Source organism: Sediminispirochaeta smaragdinae DSM 11293, assembly GCF_000143985.1.
GTDB classification, from domain to species: domain Bacteria; phylum Spirochaetota; class Spirochaetia; order DSM-16054; family Sediminispirochaetaceae; genus Sediminispirochaeta; species Sediminispirochaeta smaragdinae.
This window is the reverse complement of the sequence record NC_014364.1, coordinates 3,742,404-3,764,504: the sequence shown is the minus strand read 5'-3', so window position 1 is coordinate 3,764,504 and position 22,101 is coordinate 3,742,404. Positions and strand designations below refer to the sequence as shown.

19 protein-coding genes are annotated in these 22,101 nt (G+C 51.7%); 11 read left to right on the top strand and 8 right to left on the bottom strand.

Annotated features, from left to right (window positions below; translation table 11 throughout):
* Positions 1 to 12: 12 nt before the first annotated feature.
* Positions 13 to 1,344, bottom strand: a complete 1,332-nt coding sequence (locus SPIRS_RS17645) for an APC family permease (RefSeq protein ID WP_013256044.1) — start codon at positions 1,342 to 1,344, stop codon at positions 13 to 15.
* Positions 1,345 to 1,597: 253 nt separating this feature from the next.
* Here SPIRS_RS17645 and SPIRS_RS17640 point away from each other — a divergent pair, with 253 nt between their 5' ends.
* The 7 genes from SPIRS_RS17640 to feoB all read left to right on the top strand — a co-directional run bounded on the left by SPIRS_RS17640 (position 1,598) and on the right by feoB (position 9,781).
* Positions 1,598 to 2,215 (top strand): TetR/AcrR family transcriptional regulator, encoded by a 618-nt coding sequence (locus tag SPIRS_RS17640; protein WP_013256043.1) that lies wholly within the window; start codon positions 1,598 to 1,600, stop codon positions 2,213 to 2,215.
* Positions 2,216 to 2,253: 38 nt separating this feature from the next.
* Positions 2,254 to 4,029 carry an ABC transporter ATP-binding protein gene (locus SPIRS_RS17635; protein ID WP_013256042.1) on the top strand — a complete coding sequence of 592 codons (1,776 nt, stop codon included), beginning with the start codon at positions 2,254 to 2,256 and terminating at the stop codon, positions 4,027 to 4,029.
* Positions 4,022 to 5,776 (top strand): ABC transporter ATP-binding protein, encoded by a 1,755-nt coding sequence (locus SPIRS_RS17630; RefSeq protein WP_013256041.1) that lies wholly within the window; start codon positions 4,022 to 4,024, stop codon positions 5,774 to 5,776. Before SPIRS_RS17635 ends, SPIRS_RS17630 begins: the two co-directional genes overlap by 8 nt.
* 15 nt (positions 5,777 to 5,791) lie before the next feature.
* Entirely contained in the window at positions 5,792 to 7,144 is a 1,353-nt protein-coding gene (locus SPIRS_RS17625) for an MATE family efflux transporter (RefSeq protein ID WP_013256040.1), read from the top strand.
* Positions 7,131 to 7,436: a MarR family transcriptional regulator gene (locus tag SPIRS_RS17620; RefSeq protein WP_013256039.1), complete on the top strand. Its 306-nt coding sequence runs from the start codon at positions 7,131 to 7,133 to the stop codon at positions 7,434 to 7,436. The genes SPIRS_RS17625 and SPIRS_RS17620 overlap by 14 nt, the downstream gene beginning before the upstream one ends.
* A 65-nt stretch (positions 7,437 to 7,501) precedes the next feature.
* The gene (locus tag SPIRS_RS17615) at positions 7,502 to 7,729 is read left to right on the top strand and encodes a FeoA family protein (RefSeq protein WP_013256038.1); all 228 of its coding nucleotides are present in this window, start codon (positions 7,502 to 7,504) and stop codon (positions 7,727 to 7,729) included.
* Positions 7,730 to 9,781 (top strand): ferrous iron transport protein B, encoded by a 2,052-nt coding sequence (gene feoB, locus SPIRS_RS17610; protein WP_013256037.1) that lies wholly within the window; start codon positions 7,730 to 7,732, stop codon positions 9,779 to 9,781.
* Positions 9,782 to 9,811: 30 nt separating this feature from the next.
* Here the strand turns inward: feoB and radC are convergent, their stop codons facing one another.
* The 4 genes from radC to SPIRS_RS17590 are packed head-to-tail and all read right to left on the bottom strand — an operon-like array spanning position 9,812 to position 13,964.
* On the bottom strand, positions 9,812 to 10,495 hold the full coding sequence (gene radC, locus SPIRS_RS17605) for a RadC family protein (protein WP_013256036.1): 684 nt from the start codon (positions 10,493 to 10,495) through the stop codon (positions 9,812 to 9,814).
* 46 nt (positions 10,496 to 10,541) lie between these two features.
* A complete protein-coding gene (locus tag SPIRS_RS17600; protein ID WP_013256035.1) occupies positions 10,542 to 11,531 on the bottom strand; it encodes a GGDEF domain-containing protein in 990 nt (329 codons plus the stop codon).
* Between the two features lie 50 nt (positions 11,532 to 11,581).
* Entirely contained in the window at positions 11,582 to 13,588 is a 2,007-nt protein-coding gene (locus tag SPIRS_RS17595) for a heavy metal translocating P-type ATPase (protein WP_013256034.1), read from the bottom strand.
* Between the two features lie 7 nt (positions 13,589 to 13,595).
* Positions 13,596 to 13,964 carry an ArsR/SmtB family transcription factor gene (locus SPIRS_RS17590; protein WP_013256033.1) on the bottom strand — a complete coding sequence of 123 codons (369 nt, stop codon included), beginning with the start codon at positions 13,962 to 13,964 and terminating at the stop codon, positions 13,596 to 13,598.
* 105 nt (positions 13,965 to 14,069) lie between these two features.
* Between SPIRS_RS17590 and SPIRS_RS17585 the strand changes: the two genes are divergently transcribed.
* From SPIRS_RS17585 to SPIRS_RS17570, 4 genes are all read left to right on the top strand, one after another.
* Entirely contained in the window at positions 14,070 to 14,816 is a 747-nt protein-coding gene (locus SPIRS_RS17585; RefSeq protein ID WP_013256032.1) for a CPBP family glutamic-type intramembrane protease, read from the top strand.
* A 251-nt stretch (positions 14,817 to 15,067) separates the two neighbouring features.
* A complete protein-coding gene (gene asd / locus SPIRS_RS17580) occupies positions 15,068 to 16,201 on the top strand; it encodes an aspartate-semialdehyde dehydrogenase (RefSeq protein ID WP_013256031.1) in 1,134 nt (377 codons plus the stop codon).
* A 94-nt stretch (positions 16,202 to 16,295) separates the two neighbouring features.
* A complete protein-coding gene (locus SPIRS_RS17575; RefSeq protein WP_245537613.1) occupies positions 16,296 to 17,132 on the top strand; it encodes an MBL fold metallo-hydrolase in 837 nt (278 codons plus the stop codon).
* Positions 17,133 to 17,149: 17 nt separating this feature from the next.
* A complete protein-coding gene (locus SPIRS_RS17570) occupies positions 17,150 to 18,298 on the top strand; it encodes a glycerate kinase (RefSeq protein ID WP_013256029.1) in 1,149 nt (382 codons plus the stop codon).
* Between the two features lie 18 nt (positions 18,299 to 18,316).
* Here SPIRS_RS17570 and SPIRS_RS17565 read toward each other — a convergent pair whose 3' ends face one another.
* The 3 genes from SPIRS_RS17565 to SPIRS_RS17555 all read right to left on the bottom strand — a co-directional run bounded on the left by SPIRS_RS17565 (position 18,317) and on the right by SPIRS_RS17555 (position 22,072).
* A complete protein-coding gene (locus SPIRS_RS17565) occupies positions 18,317 to 18,844 on the bottom strand; it encodes a chemotaxis protein CheW (RefSeq protein WP_013256028.1) in 528 nt (175 codons plus the stop codon).
* Positions 18,845 to 18,856: 12 nt separating this feature from the next.
* A complete protein-coding gene (locus tag SPIRS_RS17560; RefSeq protein WP_013256027.1) occupies positions 18,857 to 20,812 on the bottom strand; it encodes a methyl-accepting chemotaxis protein in 1,956 nt (651 codons plus the stop codon).
* Between the two features lie 120 nt (positions 20,813 to 20,932).
* Positions 20,933 to 22,072, bottom strand: a complete 1,140-nt coding sequence (locus SPIRS_RS17555; RefSeq protein WP_013256026.1) for a PAS domain-containing protein — start codon at positions 22,070 to 22,072, stop codon at positions 20,933 to 20,935.
* Between the last annotated feature and the right edge of the window lie 29 nt (positions 22,073 to 22,101).

Sequence of the window (22,101 nt, the reverse complement as noted above, 5' to 3'; positions counted from 1 at the left end):
TCCGAGGAATCTCTATGCCGGCAGACTGTACTTTTTCCTAACGAGGAAAGGAACGCTTGCCGCAACGACGATCAGAGTGATGATAAAAAACTGAAAGAACATATCTTTTTGCACCGCCCCGAAAATAATATAGAGAGATCCTGCGGCGGCAAGGAGCGGGGCTATGACCCTGCTTCCGAAAGGAAGGTCAGTAAAGGTTTTCATCATCCAAAAATAGATCGCAAGGTAGATCACGTAAAGGAAGGCGATAGGCAGTTCTGAGATGTCCATGAACCCGCCCCACCAGTTGTGAAAATTACCGTACCATACCATCAGCCAGATGGCAGAGAGGACCAGACCTGCAATGCCGGAGTTAACCATGCTGTCGCGTTTTTCGCTGACCTTCTTGAAGATATGGGGTGTCGGGCCGAGGTCCCTGCTCGCAATGGAAAACATCCCCCGTACCGAACCCATTACCAAGCCGTTGAGGGTACCTAAGCAGGAGATGACGACAAACACGGTCAGCAGAGTTCCTCCGAGACGACCGAATACCAGTGAAATTACCTGGACCGGAGCTGCGTCACCGGCTGCCATAACCTGATCGTTGGAAAGAAAGCCGCTGATGCCGAGGTAGTAAAGCATGTAAACAAGAACTACGACCGAAGCCCCCACTACAAGGGCCTTTGGAAGATTCTTTTTTGCATCTTTAAGCTCGGCATTGATGGATGTAGCGATGATCCAGCCCTCATAGGCGAAGGCCGTCGCAAGGGTTGCTACGGCAAGCCCTCCTCCCGAAATGTTCTGAGCGCTAACGGTAAAGCTCTGGATAGTCTGCCCCGTAACAAGCCCGCCGATGATTCCCACGATTGCCACCAGTCCAAGGGGAATTAATTTGATGATGGTTGCCGAAACCTGCCACTTGCCTGCAAGGACAGGAGAAAAAATGTTCAACAGGAAAAAGAGAACCAGATAGACGGCGGAAAGGGGCCACAGCAGCTGGGGCAAACCGAGCAGCCCTACCGTATAGTTTGCCGAGACCCAGGCAAGGACAGAGACGAGGGTTGGATAATAGATAAAGGTCATGAACCAGGCAACCAGGTAGCCGGCCTTTTTCCCGTAAGCGGCCTCAAAGTAATCGACAACGCCGTTGACCTTCTCGATCCGAGTCGCCATCTTCGAAAAGACATAGCTGGTAACGACCATGATCGTACCGCCTATCAACCAGGCCAGCAGTGCAATCGGAAGTCTTCCTCCCGATGCCTTCAAAACGTCGTCTGCCTTAAAAAAGACCCCCGATCCAATTACGATTCCTACTACCATGGAGGTAGCCGTCCAGAAACCGTATTTTTTCTGTAATGCTTCCATAATACCAAAAAGCTCCTATAGGTGTGGGTGTTGAATAAACACAGTATTATAGCGCTTGATCCTGGTATCGACCAGGGGAATATGATCCCAAATATGATTGACAATTGCTGCCACATGTTCTCTTGCATCGAACCTCTTACGGAGAGAACACTTGATTACCTGAATTCTGTTAAGCTATCATAATTAGTTGACACTATTTATGGGGAGTGATATAAACAGCGTGAAATAACACTGTTATGTTGAGAGGGCGCTAATGAAACAGGATGATACCGTTACACGGCAGAGAATTCTGGTTTCCGGCAAGGAAGAGTTTTTGGAAAAGGGCTTTGTGCATGCTTCTCTGCGGACCATAGCAAAAAATGCGGGTGTCACGACCGGAGCCATCTATCTCTATTATGAAAACAAAGAGGCCCTTTTTAATGCCCTCGTTGCCGAACCGGTCCAAATGCTTCTGGGCGAGTACAGGCGTGTACAAGACGAATTTGCTTCACGTTCCCCGCAGCAACAATTGAGCGTCATGCATGAGATTTCGGAAGCGTGCCTCGAATGGATGATCGACCATATCTACGAATATTACGATGCCTTTAAGCTTGTCGTCTGCTGTTCTACCGGCACCCGATATGCGGCATTCATCGAGCAGATGGTGGAGATCGAGGTACGCTCCTCCTATAACTTTTTCGAAATCATGGAAGAGATGGGAAAGAAGGTGCGTCCCATGGATGACGAACTCATCCATATTCTGGCGAGTGCACTTTTCTCGGGTTTTTTTGAGATCGTTGTTCACGACATGAATAAGGAAAAAGCCAAGGAGTATGTAGCCTGCCTCATGGAGTTTTATGAAGCGGGTTGGGACCGATTGCTTGGCTTATAGAGGCTTTTATACGTTTTACCACAGGAGAAGCATACGATATGGGAGAAAAACAGATGCAAAGCGGGTTTTCCCGCTTAAAGGAGTTGGCGGCCGGTCATAGAGGAAGCTACATTGCCTCGGTCGTCTTTGCGATACTTGGGGTGGCGGGAACCATGGTCCCCTACATCGCCGTCTCGCACATCATCATCAAACTGATCGAGGGGCAAAGGAGCTTCGCTTTTTACCTTTCCTGGTGCGCCGTCGCCGCTTTAGGATATCTTGCGAAGTCGTTATTCCACAGTATTTCCACGACCTTGTCTCACAAGGCGACCTTTGCCGTGATTTCGGAGCTTCGGTACAGAATCGCCGAGAAACTTACAAGGGTCCCCATGGGGTATGTACTCAATACCCCCTCGGGAAAGATAAAAAACAGCATGGTGGAAAAGGTCGACAGTATCGAACCGGCCCTGGCCCATGTTCTTCCGGAGATGACATCAAATCTGCTGATTCCTCTTTGCATTGTCTGTTACCTTTTTGTTCTCGACTGGCGTATGGCGTTGATCTCCCTGATAACCCTGCCGATCGGAGCCCTCTGCTACATGGGGATGATGAAGGATTATGAGACAAAGTTCGGGAAGTATGTCGGGGTCAGTAAGCACATGAATGCCACAGCCGTGGAGTATATCAACGGCATAGAGGTCATCAAGGCCTTCGGCCAGTCGGCAAGCTCTTATGCCAAGTTTTCCAAGGCTGTTAGGGAGAATGCGGAGTACGGCCTTTCCTGGATGAAGGAGGTCCAGATCTACTTTGCCATGGGAATCGGTATCTGGCCCTCTGTCCTGATCGGTGTCCTGCCGCTGGGCTGTGTTTTTTACATGAACGGAAGCCTTTCCGCCCCGGTCTTTATTACCGTGATGATCCTTGCCCTTGGTATCGTCGCTCCCTTGCTTTCGGCTCTCTACTACACAGACGATATCGCAAAGATCGGGACTATCATGGGAGATATCGGATCGCTGCTGGATGAAAAGGAGCTTATCAGACCCCGGGTACCGGCAAAGCCCCAGGGCCTTGATATCAAGCTTCACAATCTTTCGTTCTCCTACGACAAGATAGAGATACTCCACAATGTCTCCTTATCCATCCCCGCCTTCAGTGTTACGGCCCTTGTCGGCCCATCCGGCGGCGGGAAAAGCACCATTGCCAAGCTGATAGCCTCATTCTGGGATGTTGACGGCGGGAGCGTTTCAATCGGCGGCGTAGATGTGAAGAATATTCCAAGCGAGCAACTGAACGATATGATCGCTTATGTCGCCCAGGACACCTACCTTTTCGACGAGACGGTCCTGGAGAATATCCGCATGGGTAACCCAAAGGCCTCCGACGATGCGGTAAAGGCGGTGGCCCAATCCGCCGGTTGTCATGATTTTATCCTCTCCCTCGAACACGGCTACGATACCGTCGCAGGAGGGGCAGGGGGACACCTATCCGGCGGTGAACGCCAGCGGATTGCCATTGCCCGCGCCATGCTGAAAGATGCACCTATCGTCATTCTTGATGAAGCCACGGCCTATACCGACCCGGAAAATGAGTCGGTGATTCAGTCCGCCATCGCAAAGCTGGTGGAGGGAAAGACCCTTATCGTTATTGCTCACCGACTCTCCACCATAACCGATTCCGACCAGATTATCGTCATCGATCGGGGACGGGTTGCAGATTGGGGACGACATGAAGAGCTCCTTGCCTCAAGCCCCCTTTACCGGAGCATGTGGCAGGCACATATCAGCGCCAAGGATAACGTAAAGGACAACGTATACGAGGAGGCCGCACATGTTTAGCATCATCAAGCACTTTTTTGCCTTTGCCGGGGACCACCGCAAAAGGTTGCAACTTGGAATCCTGTATGCCTTTCTCAATTCGATATTTCACGCCTTTCAGATCGGTGCTCTCTACATCGTGTTGATGGCGATTATCAATGATGCGGTAACCAGCTCCACCGCCTGGACCTCCTTTGCGATCATGTTCGTCAGCATGGTCGGCGGGATTGTTACAAAGGATGCCTCCACCATGGCCGATGCCCGGGGCAGTTTCCATCTCTGCGCAGACAAGCGTACGGAAATCGGGGATCGTATGAAGTACATGCCTATGGGGTATTTCAACAGCAACAGTCTCGGTTCCATAACGGCAACGGTGACCAGCACCATGGAGGATATCCAGGATATTGCACCGAGGGTCCTCGATAAGACGATCCACGGCTTTATTCATGCTGCCGTCATCACCATCATGATAACGGCCTTTGACTGGCGTATGGGGCTGATCGTCATCGTGGGAATCCTCTTTTTCCTCCTGGTCAATCTCCTCATGCAGCGTAAGGCGGAAGCGATAAGCCCTGCCCGTGTTGCCGCCCAGAGCGCTCTTGTCGGAGCGGTCCTCGAATATGTCCAGGGGATCGGCGTTGTTCGTTCCTTTAACCTTGCAAGAGAGGCCAGCAAAACCATAGACCGGGCCATCGCCGAATGTGAGAAGCAAAATATCGGACTGGAGCTCGCCTTTATCCCTTTCATGTTTCTCCAGTCTCTTATCCTGAAGCTTGCAAGTGTGGGAATTGTGGCAGGCGCAATTTTCTTCTTTCTTAACGGAACAATGGAGCTTTCCGTTACCCTTATGATGCTTGTTTCCGCCTTTCTCATCTACAGCCAACTCGAAACCGCCGGCAGCATGTCCGCCCTGCTGCGGACCGTTGATTTGTCCATTAAACGTGTCGAAGCGATCAAGGGAATTTCCCTGATGGATGAAGCGGGCAGGAGCATCGTGCCCCGGGATTTTGCTATCCGGGGAGAGGGGATAAGTTTCTCCTACGATCGAAAGAGGATCATCGACAACGTAAGCTTTGAGATTCCTCAGGGCAGCAGTGTTGCCATCGTCGGCCCATCCGGCGGAGGAAAAACAACCCTCTGCAATCTCATCACCCGTTTCTGGGATGTGGATGAGGGGGCCATCACCCTCGGCGGAAGAAATATAAAGGACTATACCCTCGATACCCTGCTCGCCAATTTCAGTATGGTTTTTCAGCGGGTCTACCTTTTTAACGATACCATCGCAAACAACATAAAATTCGGGAATCCGGATGCGACCATGTCGGAGGTCCGGGAAGCGGCGCGAAAAGCGTGTTGCGATGATTTCATCATGGCCCTTCCCGACGGCTACGATACGGTGGTCGGTGAGGCCGGAGCCACCATATCCGGTGGGGAAAAGCAGCGAATATCCATCGCCCGGGCCATATTAAAGGATGCTCCTATCATCATTCTCGACGAAGCCACCGCCAACGTCGATCCCGAGAACGAAAGTAAACTCCAGGCGGCAATGACGGAGCTGACAAAGAATAAGACGGTCATCATGATCGCCCATCGTCTGAAAACGGTCCGCAATGCGGATCAGATATGGGTGCTTTCGGGCGGCAGGATGATCCAGCAGGGGACCCACGACCGCCTTATGGCGGAGGGCGGCCTTTACGCCGACTTTATCGGTATGCGCGAGAAATCAATCGGCTGGAAGCTGGGACAGTTGGAAACTGCCTCGGTATAAGGGAGATAGAAAACGATGAACGACAAACGAGAGATGCTTCTAAATCAAAGCATGGGCAAACTTTTTGTTTCTCTGGCCCTTCCCGGGATGGCGGGAATGATCGTTATCGGACTCTACAATCTGGTGGACAGCATCTTTGTGGGCCAGTTTGTTGGGCCGGCTGCGGTATCGGCGGTTGCCATGGGCTACGCCGTCATTCTTGTCAACCAGGCAATACTGAGCCTCTTTGCAACCGGTGCCTCCTCCCTCTTTTCCCGCGCCATGGGAGCTGGAGACCAGAAAACCATGGACGCCCTTTTGGGAAATGTCTTCTGGCCTGTGGCCCTCTGCTCGCTTGTGCTGACCGCGATCACCTTTTCCTTTGCGCCGGGGATTTTGTTCGCCCTTGGCGCCAGGGAAGAGATCCTCAGTCTTGGAATCGATTACCTCAGGCTCTTATCGCTGGGCTTTGTCTTCGGTGCAGTGGGCCCCGCCCTGAATTTTTTGATACGAGCCGAGGGGCAGATGAAGACTGCCATGAAAATCATGGCTTTGGGCACCATTACCAACATCATCCTCGACCCCATTTTCATCAAGGTTTTGGGCATGGGAATGGAGGGGGCCGCCCTTGCTACCATCATCGGGCAAAGCCTCTTTCTGCTTGGGGATTTTGCCCACTTCAGATCGAAACAAAGCAGTATCAATCTTAGCAGGAAGAGTTTTCGAATCAACTGGCCGCTTATGCCCGAAATCATCAGGGTGGGATTCTCCGGGATGATCATGTCCCTTGCGGTAGCCATTCAGCTCTCCATCCTGCTTTCCCTCAGTTCTTCCTACAGCATAAACAGTAACATCGTCATGAGTACCGCCTTTCGGATCATGAGCTTCTTTTACATCCCGATCTTCGGAATCTCCTACGGTCTGCAGCCCGTGCTGGGAGCCAATTATGGGGCCGGCCGCTTCGATAGGGTAAGGGAGGCGTTCTGGTATTTCGGCAAGGTCGCTTCCGCCATTGCTGTGGGTATATGGCTCTTCTTTCAGCTTTTTGCTCCCTTCATTCTCTCATGGTTCATTACCGATGGGGAAATCGTTGCCGAAGGAAGCCGTCAGTTTCGGCTTTTTCTCTCCAGCTTTCTTTTTTACGGTCTGATTGCCGTATTTATCATGCTTTTTATGGCACTGGGGAAGGCGGGAAAGGGTGCGTTGCTGACTCTGGGACGCCAACTGTTCTTTTTTATTCCACTGGCATTGCTGCTTCCTTATATGTTCGGCGAGATCGGCTTGTGGCTTTCCTATCCCCTTGGCGATCTCTGTGTCGTTCTTTTCGGGATGATTTTGGTGCGTAGTGAACTAAAGCTGCTGAAGAGGCCCCATTATGCGGGACAATAACCTCTTTTTGGAGGTCCTGGCTCTCTTTTCCGAGGGGCGACTCTGTTCTGTGAAAGATGCTGCCGATCGCCTTTCGATCGACGCTGATTTTGCCGCATACCTTATCGATGAATTATGCCGACGGGGATACCTGAAAATGATGAATTTTTCTGCCCCTGGTGAAGCAGTTTCATGCGCCTCCTGCTGCAGATCAGGGGCCTGCCCCCGTTCTGTGCCACATGCAGGGGCGACGCAGGGGCCGAGGATCTGGAGCCTTTCTTTCCTTGGACAAGGGGCTCTCGGTAAAGGCTAAGGAGATTTTTTTTTGCGCTTAGTAGCATAGGCTAATAAAGATAGTTAGATAATGGAGGTTGAAAGATGTGTACCCTGGATCGCTTATCCGCGGGATGCCGTGGCGTGATTGACAGCCTGCAAGGGGGGAATGGCTTTATAAGCCGGGTCTCGGCTATCGGCTTCACCCCGGATACGGTTGTGACAATGGTTTCAAGGCGGGGCAGAGGCCCTGTGCTTGTTTGGTTGCGGGACAGCGAGGTCGCCCTAGGCCGGGGCGAAGCCGCGAAAATCACCGTTAGAGAGGTTCTATAGATGGATACGGCTCAGAGAACGAGAAGTCTGACCATTGCCCTTGCCGGCCAGCCGAATACGGGAAAGTCGACGGTTTTTAACCGGCTTACCGGTGCACGCCAGCATGTGGGAAATTGGCCGGGCAAGACCGTGGAACAGAAGAGCGGAGGTTTTCGCCATAACGGAAGTGACTACAATATCGTCGACTTGCCCGGTACCTACAGCTTGACGGCAAACTCCCTGGAGGAGACCATTGCAAGGGACTTTCTCATAAAAGAGGAACCCGACGTTGTCGTGGTGATGGCAGATGCATCCCAGCTCGAACGGAGTCTCTACCTTTTGGGAGAGATCAGACTCCTTCCTGTTTCCGTTGTCCTTGCCTTGAACATGACGGATGTTGCCGAACGGCAAGGCAAACAGATCGATACCTCGCATCTTGCCGCGGAGCTTCGGGTCCCCGTGGTTTCCATGACTGCTTCAAAGGGAATAGGATTTGACGAGCTTATGGATGCCATAGCCGAGACAGCCCTCTCCGAGCCCCCGCCTCCCGATACTTTTACCGATGATACGCTTTGCCTTGTGGCATATGAGAACATATCTAAGCTTCTGGCCCAAAAGGATCTTGAGCCCTATTCGCTCCAGTGGCTTGCTGTAAAGCTTATCGAGGGTGATCAGGAGGCCAGGGCCCTCACCCGCCGGCTTTTATCCGATGGTGAGTGGAAACAGCTGATTACGATCATCGAAACCATTCCGGATGGGGCCCTCCGAATCGCCGGAGGCCGATATAGCCGAATACAGAGAGCCATCTCTGCCTCCCTCAAGGGGATTTCGCCGGATGGAAAAAGGGGCCTTCGAAAAAGAGGTTTCGATCGGGCGGCCACTCATCCTGTATGGGGAAAGTTTGTCGCTCTCGGTATCATGGTTATTGCCTTTGCAGCAGCTATGATGGTGGCCATACCGATTATGGGAGTGGTGCAGGGAGCGCTTCCCCCCTTGCTTGCGGGGCTGAAGGCACTTTTTGCTCCCGCTCCCGCCTGGATAGGATCGCTTTTCGTCGATGGTCTGGTCCCCGGAATCGGCATAGCGGTTATGATGCTTGCCTATATCTTCGGCGTCTATCTTGTTTTCGGCATCATGGAAGATGTCGGCTATCTTGCACGTCTTGCGTATGTTTTCGACAGCTGGATGAATAAGATCGGCCTTCACGGCAAATCCTTTATGCCGCTCATGATGAGTTTCGGCTGCAATATTGCCGGGGTTACCGGTTGTCGGGTTGTGGACTCCTGGCAGCAGAGGATGACGACTCTGGTCATGGTCTCCATCGTTCCCTGTATGGCCCTGTGGGGAGTCGTTAGTTTTATGGGCACAATCTTTTTCGGCACCAACATGCCTTTGGTGATCTTTGCTCTTCTTGCCGTCATGTTACTTCACCTTTCGGGAAGCTCCGCCTTACTGCGAAAATTTCTTCTCAAGGGAGAGCACACAGGATTGATCATGGAGCTGCCTCCCTATCACCGACCCAACTGGAGGACCATTTGGTCCTATGTATGGAGTCAGGTCAAAGGCTTCGTAAAGCGTGCGGTCACCCTCATCGCCCTGATCTCGCTGCTGGTCTGGGCCCTTTCCTATCAACCGGATGGAAACATGGAGAATAGCCTCCTCGCCTCGATCGGCAGATTCTTCGATCCCGTCTCCTCACTGATGGGGCTTGACTGGAAGCTCTTCATAGCCCTGGTGGCTGCGGTAGCGGCCAAAGAGGCCTCCCTTTCCGTTCTTGCCGTATTGTATGGAATAAGCGGAGGGGTTGCATCGATCACCACCCTCTTTGTCGCCGGGACTGGCGGCTACGAACAGGCTGCATTGGTGGGAAGCCTTGTCTCTTCGATTTCTCCGGCCTCCGCATTGGCCTTCATATTCGCCTTCTTCTTCTCTATTCCCTGTATCGGGACGGTTGCAACCATCTACTCGGAAACAAAGTCTCTTCGGTGGACCCTTTGCTGTTCGCTGTACTACACCATTTCCTCCTTTGTTGCCGGGTTCCTTGCCTATCACGCAGGCTTGTTGATATTCTGAAGCCAGGACGACAGATGCAGGGGCCGGCTGCTATTGGCCCAGTCCGTCGTGCTCGAGGAAGCTATAATAGCCTTCTTGTGTAAAGATGATATGATCAATTAAGGGGATTCCGAGAATTTCACCCGATGCTGTGAGGCGTCGGGTGACCTCGTGGTCCTCCGCGCTCGGTTGCAGGTTCCCTGATGGGTGGTTGTGGGCACAGATAAGGGCTGCAGCCCTATCTTTTACACAGCCTGCAAAGATTTCACGGGGATGAACCAGTGTCCGATTTACCAGACCGACCGAGATTATCCGCAACTTGATAACCTCATGGGCCCCATTGAGAGAAAGGGCGAGAAATTGCTCCTGAGGCCTGTCTGCAAGATGGCGGACCAGTGGGAGAACATCAGCCGGCGAAGTGATTTTATTTTTTGCCGGTACAAATCGTCTCCGTGAGAATTCCAGCGCTGCGGCAACAAGAGCCGCCTTTGCTCGACCAATACCGGGTATCGTTCTGATTTGGTCTACGGTACAATGCAGATCGCTGGTATCAAGTAGCTTCAACAGGGCCGAGGCAAGGTGCCCCACATCGTTTCCCTTGATCCCGGAACCGAGGATAATGGTAAGGAGTTCTTTATCGGAGAGGGTCGACGGCCCGAAGGCGCTAAGCCGTTCCCGAGGCCGCTCTTCCGCGGGAAGAGACATGATCGGTATTCGTGATTCTTCGACTTTCATGACACAACCTACACGCAAAAAAAGGCGCGGTTGCTTCAACGGCCGGTTATACTGCTATGGAGACTCTGTTGCGCCCCTCTTGTTTTGCAAGGAGGAGCCCCTCATCGGCCCGTGAGAAGAAATCTTGCCAACTCTCTCCCTTTTTGAACGATGTGATACCAAAACTACAGGTGACCTTCATCGGAAGATCGAAAGGAAAGCCTTCTATCGCGCCTCTGAGTTTTTCCGCAAGTACGGCTGTTGAGTTTTCGTCCGTGTGCGGGACCACGACGGCAAACTCCTCGCCTCCCGTGCGGCCGAAGATATCGCTGTCACGAAGCAGCGAGGCGACAAGATTGGCCAAACGCTTTAAAAGGCCGTCACCGATCGTCCGGCCGTATGCTTCGTTCAACTGCCTGAAGTGATCGATATCAAAGATGATAAGCGAAAGCGGAAGCCCATAGCGCTCGGCCCTGGTAATCTCGCTTTGAAGCTTCGTATAGAAATAGTTACGGCTGTAACATCCTGTTTGTTCGTCTCTCAAAGGCTGGCGGTAATTCTGCGAAGGTGTGAAATGCCGTGAAAAAAGAACCAGGAAGAGGATAGCCGCCGTTCCCACAGCCGCCACTATCGCCCAGTACCATTCCTGCCGATCCTGCAAGATTGAGCTGCCGGGAATCCGGTCGGGATCCAATTCCTGCCAGATCAGTTCTCCCGATTGCGTAATGGAAGTCGCTATCAAAGCTTGCTCCATTTGCGTTGCTGTATGGTAACGGCGGAGATCCGCTTTCAGCCCTTCCCACTCGTTTCTGGCCGACTCCGGAGCGGAGGCAAATATCAGATCCGCTTGGCCGATAAGAGGCAAGGTATTCTTGCCGGAAAGCTCCAGATGGATAATCCGCTGTGTCAGGCCTCGAAGGGTATCCAGCCGAACCAGCGTCCTTGCCTCTTTCTTCAAGCTCGCACAATGGACCGCGAACATTCCTATTACTGCGAGGGCAAGGAAGGCAATCAAGAGGGACGGAAGCACCTTTCCCCCCTGTTTCTGTGGTTTCATGCACAACCTCGCCCGCATTCTATCATAGAACCGGGCTAAGAGGTAATCATTTACGCTTTGAACATCTTCAAAACCCTGGTTGAGTTAAGAATGGCAAGGAGCGCCACACCGACGTCGGCAAAAATCGCCATCCACATGGACGCAAGGCCGAAGATTCCCAGCAGGATGACAAGTCCTTTGATGCCGAGCGAGAAGATGATATTCTGAAGCACAACCCCTCTCGTTCGCTTTGCTCCGGTAATTGCTGTTGCAAGATTCGACGGCTTATCATCCATGAGAACAACATCCGCCGCTTCGATGGCTGCATCGGAGCCTATCCCGCCCATGGCGATTCCCACATCCGCTCTGCTGAGGACCGGAGCGTCGTTGATGCCGTCGCCTACGAAAGCGGTGCGCTTGTAAGTCCGGGGAGAGGCCATAATCTCTTCAAGCTTCGAGAGTTTCTCATCAGGAAGAAGCTTTGCGTAATAGCTATCCAAACCCAGTTTTTCTGCGACAGCCTTTGCCCCTGTTTCGCTGTCGCCGGTAAGCATAACGGTGTGGCGTATCCCTTTACCGTGGAGCGCAGTGACAAGCCCTGCGGCATCTTCGCGGATCCTGTCGCTTACGGCTATCGTTCCTATATAGTTTTCTCCGTAGGCGATGAGTACGCTGCTTGCGGCCTCACCCTTGTCCTTCTCCACGGGGGGAGGCGAAGGAATATTGTTTTCCCTCAGCAACGTCTGATTACCCGCCAGGAGGGGCTTTCCCAACCACTCGGCCCTGACTCCTTTTCCCGCTATCTCTTCAAACGTGTTGAGTGAGGCATCGATACGAAATTCCGAAGGAATGGTTTCCGCTGCCCTGCGGATTGCTCCCGCAATCGGGTGATTTGAATGGGATTCCGCAAAGGCTGCCAGGCCAAGAAGCTCTTCCCTGCTGTATCCCTTCTCTGGATAGACGCCGGATACCTCGAATACCCCTTCGGTGAGGGTCCCTGTCTTATCAAATACAACGGTATCAAGTTCCGCCAGGGTTTCCAGATAGTTGGCTCCCTTGATCAGGATACCTGCGGCAGAGGCGCCTCCTATTCCTCCGAAATACCCTAGGGGTATCGATATAACCAGAGCACAGGGGCATGATACGACCAGCAGGATAAGGGCCCTGCGAATCCACTCTGCAAAGGAGGCATCGGCGAGCAAAAGGGGAGGAAGGAGGGCTATGAGCAATGCAGCTCCTACCACGGCAGGTGTGTAGACCCTTGCAAAGCGGGTTATAAAGCGTTCGGTCGGGGCCTTACGCTCGGCAGCCTCCTCTACGAGCTTGATGATCCTGGCCAGGGATGAATCTCCGTAGCGGGCGGTGGTTTCTATGATAAGCAAGCCCTGTCCGTTTACCGAACCGGCAAGTGCCTGGCTGCCGGGCTCCACTCTGACCGGAACCGATTCACCGGTCAGTGCCGAGGTATCGAAAAAAGAATTCCCCGATACAATGATGCCGTCAAGGGGGACCCTTTCCCCCGGCCGTACAAGAACCAGCGAACCCGGCTCCACCAAAAGAGGATCGGTTTTCCTCGGATCTGACCCCTGGCTGTCGGATACAAGATAGGTTGTGTCGGGACGAATATCGGTAAGGGCTTGAATGGAGCGCCTGGCGGAAGAGGCCGCTCTCTCCTGAAACATCTCGCCGATGGTGTAGAATAGCATGACTGCCGCCGCTTCCGGCATTTCTCCCAAGGCGATAGCCCCGAAGGTTGCAACGGTCATGAGAAAATTCTCGTCGAAAAGCTTACCGTTGATAAGGTTTCGCAGTGCCGACAGAATGACCCCGTACCCTACGGTAAGGTATGGGATAAGAAAGATTACATATTCACCGATACGGTAGGGGCTTGCCTGAAGCTTGCTTCGAAATATGATCCCTAGGGCGAAGAAAATAAGGGAGATAGTCAGCCGTATTGCCTCCGCCTTTGGGGAAGCCTCTTCAAAACTGTGATCATGTCCGGAACAGTGGGGACAGCTTCCGGTAGGACAACCGGCATCTGCGGCGGGGTGGGGGTGTATGTGTTTGATTTTCTCCATGGATGTATCAGCGCTCCTCTGCAAAGTGATCGCGTGCAACCTTTATGAGCTGCTCGACATGTTCATCGTCGAGGCGATAAAATACCTGCTTTCCATCTCGTCGATACCGAACAAGACGCATGGTCTTTAAAAGGCGAAGGTGGTGACTCACCGCGGGCAGGCTCATTTCCAGCAGATCGGACAGATCGCAAACGCATAGTTCGTTTATTGAAAGAAGATAGATGATCCGTGTCCGGGTTTCATCGCCCAAAACCTTAAAAAGTTCGGATAGCCCCGCCACATCCAGCAGCTTTTCCCGAAGGAACTCTGCTCGTTCAGGGCAGGTTGGGCAGTATTGGTCGCATATATCTGTTCGCTCTCCGGAACATCCGGTCATATCAGACTCCTTATTAAATAGTTGAACAATTAAGCAATTGTTTAATTGAATAATATAACAGAAGGGCTCTTCTGTCAAAGGCAGAAAAATAATATTATCAAAATTATGATGAATTCTTTTCACCTTTTTGTGGAATACCTCGGAAGAATATGGCCTGCCTTTCTCCTGCTCCTGCTCTCCCTTGCTTTTTCCAGGCCGCCGGCTTTTGGCCGAGTGGTTCTTTATATAGTCGGATTTGTTGTCTGCCGTGATGTCATGGCAAGCCTTGGTTTTTGGTTTCCTTCGACCGAGGGCGGCGTCCTTCGCTTCCTGTTTACCGATGATGCCTTGTTACTTGTATTGCTTTCGCTGCTCTTTTTCGCGGCGATGCTTGTGTTCCTTGCCTTCGATAGGGAGAACCGTGATCGTTGTCGTTTTTTCTCAAACGACCGGGGTGCGGGGATTTTTGTAGGCCTTTTGGCTGGATTCTGTGTGGCTGCTCCCCTGCTTTTCCTCCAGGCGAAAGGAGGCACAGAGGCCATTGGGCCCGAATTCCGTGTAGACATGGCTCTTCCTCTTTTATGTCTGTCGCTGTCGCTGGCCTTCATCGAAGAGGGCTTATTCCGTGGTTATCTCCTTGCCTTTCTGAAAGATCATCAATCATCCCTGCTTGCCGGTGTGAGTTCCGGTATCCTTTTTGCCTTCTCGTATTTGCCTCTTTCTTTGACCGGATCGGGGCTTTCCTTACCCCTGCTCCTTTTTGTTCTGTGGGAGGGGGTGATTGCCGGGATAGTCGGTAGCCGGTATGGTGTTCTTCCTTCCTGCGTTACCCATGGGGTGGCGATTTTTCTGATCTCTGCTGCGTTTTTTTAAACTACTGTCCGAAATCGTGGTGGGAGGGAGCTGTGGGGCAGGTGCATTCCCACGTCCTTACGGTGGATGATTGGCTATCTGCCTTCTTATGCATGGGCTTAAAGGTAAAGGAATCACCACGATTCCGGACACTATATATTGTTTCAATTAATGATTCAGGCTACTTGACACAAATCTCCCCTTATCATAACATTACGAGCATATAGTAACACTTTGTTATTATAATAACAAATCCCCTTTGGAGGTGGATCATGAACAGCAAAATGAGGGTTGCAATCCTTGGAGCTACCGGAACTGTGGGGCAGAAGTTTATCACCCTGCTGACCGATCACCCCTATTTTGAGGTTGCCGAACTTGTTGCTTCGGAGCGTTCGGCAGGAAAGCGGTATGTCGATGCGTGTGCGTGGAAACAGAACACTCCGATTCCGGGGTATATTGCCGATATGCAGGTTAAAAGCCTTGAAGATACACTGGATAGTCCCGTACTTTTTTCAGGGCTTGATTCCTCTGTTGCCGGAGCTGCCGAAGAGCGGTATGCCAGGCTCGGACATGTCGTTATCAGCAATTCGAAAAATCACCGGATGGAAGAGGATGTCCCTCTGGTCATTCCTGAGATTAATCCCGATCATCTGAGCCTTATTGCCGGTCAGAAATGGGACGGTGCCATCATTACCAATTCGAACTGCTCAACGATGTTTCTGGCCATGGCCCTTGCCCCTCTTCACGAGACCTTTGGCGTGGAGGCGGTTCAGGTTACCACCATGCAAGCCATCTCGGGTGCCGGTTATCCCGGTGTCGCATCGTATGATATCCTCGGTAATATCATCCCCTACATCGGAGGGGAAGAGGAAAAGATGGAGATCGAATCGCAAAAGATTCTCGGCACCCTGGCGGATGGGAAGGTTGTTGATGCGGACTTTGTGGTCAGCGCGCAATGTAACCGGGTTCCTGTGGTGGACGGCCATACCGAGACTGTCTCGTTTTCTCTTAAGAAGAAGGCGAGTCTTGAGGAGCTTCGAAGCGTCATGGCCGGTTTTCGAGGACTGCCCCAGGAGCTCAAATTGCCCTCTGCTCCCGACCATCCGATCCTTATGATGGATGATGCCGACAGGCCTCAGCCTTCCCGGGATGTATGGCTTGAAAAGGGAATGGCTACCGTTGTAGGCCGCCTTCGTCCCTGCAATGTACTCGACTACCGTATGGTCATCATGGGACACAATACCGTAAGGGGGGCTGCCGGCGCGGCCGTCTTGAATGCCGAAACCATGTTTCGCCTGGGACTGTTCGGCGATAATCCCGCCGAGGATTATAACACTGAGGAACTAAAGCGTCGTGCATATGCCCTTTCAACGGACGGAATGCGGGATGTCGTTTGCTCGAAATAGTGTGATACGAACGTCCGTCATCGGCCTGCGGTAATCCGCAGGCCTTTTTTATTGCCATGGCTTGACGTCAAAAATAATTATGCAGACAATACAGATGATGGCATTACGGATAACGACATTAGTGGAAGACAGGGAAGGTGTTCGGAAGGAATTACGACATGAGCACGGGCTCTCCTTTTATATAGAGTATCAGGGAAGAACGCTGCTTTTTGATACCGGACAATCCGGTCTGTTTCTTGACAATGCCGACGCCTTGCGGATAAATGTGCGGAAGCTTGACCATGTGCTTTTAAGCCACGGTCACTATGACCATGCCGGAGGTTTTCGCTCTCTTTGTACACTGACCAATTCATTTCACCTCTGGACAGGCGCGGGGTTTTTCCACGCGAAATACGATGTCCGGCAGCAGGTCCCCCGGTTTCTCGGTTGTGATTTTGGTCCCGAATATATTCGGCAGCACGATATCTCGCATACTGTCATCGACAGGGCTGTTACGGAAATCGTGCCGGGAATCCATGCCGTGAGCCGTTTCCCTCGTATCCATGCAGAAGAGAAGATTCCCGAACGTTTTGCCCTTGAGCTCGACGGCAGGATGAAGGCCGATACCTTTTCCGACGAGATCCTGCTTGTTATCGAAACCGGCTCGGGTTTAGTGGTCTTGCTCGGCTGTTCCCATCCCGGAATGTGCAACATGCTTGATGCTGTGAAGCAATATTTCTCTCTCCCTCTTTTTGCCGTCTTGGGCGGAGCCCATTTGGTGGAAGCGGACGATGAGCACCTTGATGCCGTACGTGAATACCTGTGTGATGCTTCCATCTCCTCCCTTGGCCTGTGTCACTGCACCGGCGAGAAGGCGGAACTCCTTTTTTCAAAAACATGTAAGGGCTTTTTTTCAAACAAAACCGGAACCGTTTTTACCGTCGATAGATAATAGAATAAGGAGCGCGTATGAAAGTTGTCGTTGCGACCGATTCGTTCAAGGGTAGTAACAGTTCCCGAAGGGTGTGTGAGGCCATTGTCTCGGGAATGAAAAGGATCTACCCAAGGGCTGATTACCATATCGTGCCGATTGCCGACGGGGGAGAGGGCACTATCGAAGCGGTTCTCGAGGTTACATCGGGGACGATGAAGACGATAAGGGTTACCGGTCCTCTTGGAAAGAACGTGGATGCCCGATTCGGTTTACTTCCTGGCGGTCGGGCGGTAATAGAAATGGCGGAGGCATCGGGACTTCCCCTTGTAGACGAACAGGAGCGAAACCCGATGTTAAGCACCACCTATGGGACAGGAGAGGTCATTAAGGCTGCTCTTGATGCCGGATGTCGTGAACTTTTCATCGGAATCGGAGGAAGTGCGACAAACGACTGTGGGGTCGGCATGGCCCAGGCCCTTGGTTTTTCGTTTTTAGACAAAGCAGGGAAGGAACTTCCCTTTGGAGGGGGAGCTCTCTCCGCCCTCGACCGCATCGACGCCTCGAAGGCGGATCCCCGTATTGCCGATCTTCAGGTTACCGTTGCCTGCGATGTCAATAATCCTCTTTGCGGTCCCAAAGGGGCCTCGAGAACCTATGGTCCGCAAAAGGGAGCCACCGAAGCGATGGTGAAAGAGCTTGATGCAGCATTGGCACACTGTGCCGAGATCATCGAGCGGGACCTTGGCCCCTCTATTGCGGAACTTCCCGGTAGCGGAGCGGCGGGAGGACTCGGCGGCGGCTTAGTCGGCTTTCTTGATGCGGAACTCCAAACAGGTATCGATGCGGTGCTCTCCATCTTGCGTTTCGATGAACTGGTTAAAGATGCCGATCTTGTCCTTACCGGTGAAGGAAAGCTCGACCGGCAGACCGTTTTCGGAAAGGTCCCCGCCGGTGTTGCCTCATGGAGCAAGAAGAGTGGGCCCATCCCGGTTGTCGCAGTGGTCGGAGACATCGGTGAAGGTTTCGAAGCGGTGTACGATGTTGGTATCGATGCCGTCATCAGCACGGTAAATAAGGCGATGCCACTCACGGAGGCAATGGCTCGAAGCCGTGAATTACTCGTTGAGACCGGAGAGCGGGTTGCCCGGATCATGAAGATCGGCAGCCTGCTCCCCGGCGAATGAGAACGTAGGTATCCGCTTTTATACCGATGCGGTGCTTCCCGTTAAATGGCCGGATTCCCTATGGCTTTCATTTTCATAACCGGCAATGACGGTGAGACTATCGCGGTCGAGTAAGCCTTCAAGATCGAGAATCATAATGAGATTATCATCTTCCTTTGCTATCTCCTTGACCACCATTGTGTCCTGAAAGTTGCGGATGTTTTGTGTCGACTGGATCTGGGCATTCTCAATTTCGATGACCTCATGAACATCGTCTACAATAATCCCCATGGAAAGGGTTTCCTCGAGATTAATCTCAAGCACAATGATCGATGTACTTTGTCCGGGAGTTTTACTTTCGCCTAACCGGAGGTTTTGCCTTAGGTCGATAACAGGGATCACTTTCCCCCGGATATTGATAACTCCCGAAAGAATATCAGGCGCCCTGGGGACCCGTGTCACCTTTTGGTAGGCAAGGACCTCCCTCACCCAGTGAATATCGATTGCATACGACTCATCTGCCAGAGAGAAGGTAAGAAAGGTTCTGGTGATAGGTTCTTCACTCATATTCCACTCCTTTTAAAACTGCTCAAAGTCATCTGAATCGATCTTGGATGAAAGTGTGATGGCGGTCTCCATTTCCGGATTTTTTCGCGTTATGTGCTTGATTGCCTGTTTGGGGACCTGTCGGGGGGCCTCCACTGCTATCGGGTACTCCCGCTTCGTATTTTCACGTTCGTCAATGACAAAGTAGTCTATCGCCCTCTGCAGCTCCTGGGCCTGGTTGTTCAGTTCGGTGGCAACCGATGCCATCTCTTCGGAAGCCGAGGCATTTTGCTGAATAACCTCATCGAGTTGACTGATCGCCACATTGATCTGTTCCGCACCCTTACTCTGTTCCCTGCTGGCCGCGCTGATCTCCTGGACCAATTCGGCCGTCTTATGAATATTGGGTACCAGTTTTGTCAGCATTTGCTGTGCCTTGTCGGCGACCGCGACCGAAGATGTCGAGAGGTTCCCTATTTCCCCGGCGGCACTCTTGCTCCTTGCCGCAAGTTTTCCTACCTCTGCGGCGACCACGGCAAATCCCTTTCCGTGCTCTCCCGCCCTTGCGGCTTCGATGGAAGCGTTTAGCGAAAGCATGTTTGTCTGCCGCGCTATCTCTTCGATAATGGTGATTTTTTCGGCAATCTGGTTGAGGGCGTTTACCGCCTCCATAACGGCATTCCCGCTCGCTTCCGCATCCGATGCGGCCTGGATTGCAATCTTTTCCGTCTGCATCGCATTATCGGCATTCTGACTGATGTTTGCGCTCATCTCCTCCATAGAGGAGGAAACCTCCTCTACCGATGCGGCCTGTTCCGTGGCCCCTTGAGAAAGTTGCTCGGCTGTACTGCTGAGCTGCTGACTTCCCGTAGATACTTGCGATGTGGATAGCTTGACCTGCGAGATGGTATGAATCAGATTCTCCTTCATCTTTGTTAAGGCCCCTACAAGCCTGCCTATCTCGTCATTGTTTCGATTATGCAATTGTGCGTCGAGTTGGCCGCTTGCAATCTGATCGGCAAAGCCGACCCCCTGGTTGATCGGTTTGGTGAGGCTTCGGGAAAAGAAGAAAAAGGCGAAGAAGGCGATAAGCAAGGAGACTGCCGCAATGATGATGATCGCCCTTGTAACGGTGGCTACCGGAGCGAGAAATTCCTCGTTCGATAAGGTCAGGGCTATGGACCAATTGGTAAGTTTGATGGGAGTAAAACCGGCGGTTTTTGTCTCGCCTTCGAAAGAATACTCATCGATGCCGCTTTCGCCGTTCGCCATTTCTCCGGCGATTTGCTCCATGCCGGCAAGTTCCCTCACATTTGTCGAAAAAACGATGCTCTCCTCGGGATGGGCAATGATAACTCCTTCGGAGTCTGTTATAAAGGCGTATCCGGTCTCACCTATCTTGGCATCCAGCGTCATCTCTTTCAACACCGACAGGTCTACCAATGCAACCAGAGCACCCCTGAACTCTCCATCTGTGTAGAGAGGAACGCTAATGGGTATGACCGGAGCGTTTGTCATTACATTCTCTATGACCTGGCCAAAGGCAGCGGAACCCTCCTTTGCCTTCTTGAAATAATCTCTTTCCCTCAGCTGGAGACCAATGGCGTCGTCATCGGAGGAGGCCACTGCAGTTCCCTTTTCGTCCGTCACAAAGAGCGATTGATAATTTCCGCCAAGATCATGGTCGTCTACAATTTCCCGAAGATATCGACTTAATACGACCATCGCTTCGTTGCTTTTTGTCGCGGCCCAGTCCTTTATCTGTGCACTGGTTCCGATACCGATAACAACCTTTTGTTCTGTTGTAAGGATGTTCTCGATGGCTTCGGATAATTCCGCAAGACGATAGTTCATTTGCTCGTATTCCAGATTGAGCAACCCGTCCCTTGCTTTGCTTATGGATACGTAGCCCACCGCCCCGAGAGACAGTACGAGAATGACAAAGCTTATGGAGACAAGCTTTGTCCCTATCTTCATGTTTTTGAACATATGCCCTCCCTGGCAAAAGAGATAAAGTATACCTTCGGATAGTTACAAAAATTGTAGACTGGGAGTATATGGTTTGCAATTGAACGGTATACGCTAAGAGTACTTTGGTAAGGGTAATTTTTACGTAGCGTTTTCCGAGAAAATTTGTTCCAAAGTCTCCTTTAGGCTAACGGAAGAGTGGATGATACCAAGTTTTTTCCTGATTGACTGGCGGTAATTTTCGACGGTACGCGAAGACATATGCATAATGGAAGCGATCTCTTTTGATGTGTAGCCGTCGCGAATCAGTCCTGCTATCTGGAGTTCTCTGCTCGTCAGACTCGTGAGCCTATCGTTAAGCAGGTGCGTGGGGTTTGCGAAGAACTCCTTTAGATAGGCTATTTTCTTGTTTCGGATTTCCTCCGGGTCGTGTTCTATATTAAGAAGGACTGCGTTAACGACAAGCATGAGCGGAGAGATGTTTTTCGGAGGTATTGCCTTCTGCCTGAACTCTTCACTGAGGATGATCCTGACTGCCGCCTGCAAATCGGAAATCTTCTGCTCCATGGCCTTGATCTTTTTGTTCTTTCGATAGGATGCCGTTATATCCTTGCTGATTTCCCGCAATCCTCTCAATGTACCTTTCCGGTCGAAAAGAGAGACCACGGTGGTGGCCATGATTTTTATCTCTCCGTCGGCACCGAACATCCGCTTGAGATAATGACTCTCTATTGTTTCCTCATTTTGATGTTTTTTTAGAATCGTTCTGACTTTTGGCCGGTCTTCAGGCAGTATCGTATCATCTATTTTCTTTCCTATGAAATAATTAGGACTCTTTCCCAACAGATAGTGAACGTGTTCGGATGTAAAGGTGTAAACCCCTTTTTCATCTGTCTCCGCTATCCAGTGAGAAGAATTGGCAAAGGTGAATTCCGCCAGCTCTTTACTGAAGAGCGGTATGCCAACTTCCATAAAGGATGCTGAAACGCTTTCCTTGTCCCTTGAAAAAAACTGGACCGCCACAGTAATCAACTCTTTGCGTCGTTTCCTCTTTTTGCGACGGAAACTATGGGATAAATTTGTGAAGGTACCGGTTCTCCTGATAGCTTCTATGATTGCCTCGTTGTCGCGGAGATCCGGAAGGAAATATGAGATTGGCAGGCCAACGATGATATCGGTATCCTTCACTCCAAACAAGGTTCGGAACGAAGCATTGGCGTGAAGTAGCCTGATATCTTGATCGAAGGTTGCGACAGCAATCGGGCAAAGGTCACAGTTCATTTCTCAGATCCATGCTGCGCAGCTTTACG

What these genes read in the sequence shown, in the direction of transcription:
- SPIRS_RS17645 (WP_013256044.1), bottom strand. Translation starts at nt 1,344, where the DNA reads ATGGAAGCATTACAGAAAAAATACGGTTTCTGGACGGCTACCTCCATG.
- SPIRS_RS17640 (WP_013256043.1), top strand. Translation starts at nt 1,598, where the DNA reads ATGAAACAGGATGATACCGTTACACGGCAGAGAATTCTGGTTTCCGGC.
- SPIRS_RS17635 (WP_013256042.1), top strand. Translation starts at nt 2,254, where the DNA reads ATGGGAGAAAAACAGATGCAAAGCGGGTTTTCCCGCTTAAAGGAGTTG.
- SPIRS_RS17630 (WP_013256041.1), top strand. Translation starts at nt 4,022, where the DNA reads ATGTTTAGCATCATCAAGCACTTTTTTGCCTTTGCCGGGGACCACCGC.
- SPIRS_RS17625 (WP_013256040.1), top strand. Translation starts at nt 5,792, where the DNA reads ATGAACGACAAACGAGAGATGCTTCTAAATCAAAGCATGGGCAAACTT.
- SPIRS_RS17620 (WP_013256039.1), top strand. Translation starts at nt 7,131, where the DNA reads ATGCGGGACAATAACCTCTTTTTGGAGGTCCTGGCTCTCTTTTCCGAG.
- SPIRS_RS17615 (WP_013256038.1), top strand. Translation starts at nt 7,502, where the DNA reads ATGTGTACCCTGGATCGCTTATCCGCGGGATGCCGTGGCGTGATTGAC.
- feoB (WP_013256037.1), top strand. Translation starts at nt 7,730, where the DNA reads ATGGATACGGCTCAGAGAACGAGAAGTCTGACCATTGCCCTTGCCGGC.
- radC (WP_013256036.1), bottom strand. Translation starts at nt 10,495, where the DNA reads ATGAAAGTCGAAGAATCACGAATACCGATCATGTCTCTTCCCGCGGAA.
- SPIRS_RS17600 (WP_013256035.1), bottom strand. Translation starts at nt 11,531, where the DNA reads ATGAAACCACAGAAACAGGGGGGAAAGGTGCTTCCGTCCCTCTTGATT.
- SPIRS_RS17595 (WP_013256034.1), bottom strand. Translation starts at nt 13,588, where the DNA reads ATGGAGAAAATCAAACACATACACCCCCACCCCGCCGCAGATGCCGGT.
- SPIRS_RS17590 (WP_013256033.1), bottom strand. Translation starts at nt 13,964, where the DNA reads ATGACCGGATGTTCCGGAGAGCGAACAGATATATGCGACCAATACTGC.
- SPIRS_RS17585 (WP_013256032.1), top strand. Translation starts at nt 14,070, where the DNA reads ATGATGAATTCTTTTCACCTTTTTGTGGAATACCTCGGAAGAATATGG.
- asd (WP_013256031.1), top strand. Translation starts at nt 15,068, where the DNA reads ATGAACAGCAAAATGAGGGTTGCAATCCTTGGAGCTACCGGAACTGTG.
- SPIRS_RS17575 (WP_245537613.1), top strand. Translation starts at nt 16,296, where the DNA reads ATGATGGCATTACGGATAACGACATTAGTGGAAGACAGGGAAGGTGTT.
- SPIRS_RS17570 (WP_013256029.1), top strand. Translation starts at nt 17,150, where the DNA reads ATGAAAGTTGTCGTTGCGACCGATTCGTTCAAGGGTAGTAACAGTTCC.
- SPIRS_RS17565 (WP_013256028.1), bottom strand. Translation starts at nt 18,844, where the DNA reads ATGAGTGAAGAACCTATCACCAGAACCTTTCTTACCTTCTCTCTGGCA.
- SPIRS_RS17560 (WP_013256027.1), bottom strand. Translation starts at nt 20,812, where the DNA reads ATGTTCAAAAACATGAAGATAGGGACAAAGCTTGTCTCCATAAGCTTT.
- SPIRS_RS17555 (WP_013256026.1), bottom strand. Translation starts at nt 22,072, where the DNA reads ATGAACTGTGACCTTTGCCCGATTGCTGTCGCAACCTTCGATCAAGAT.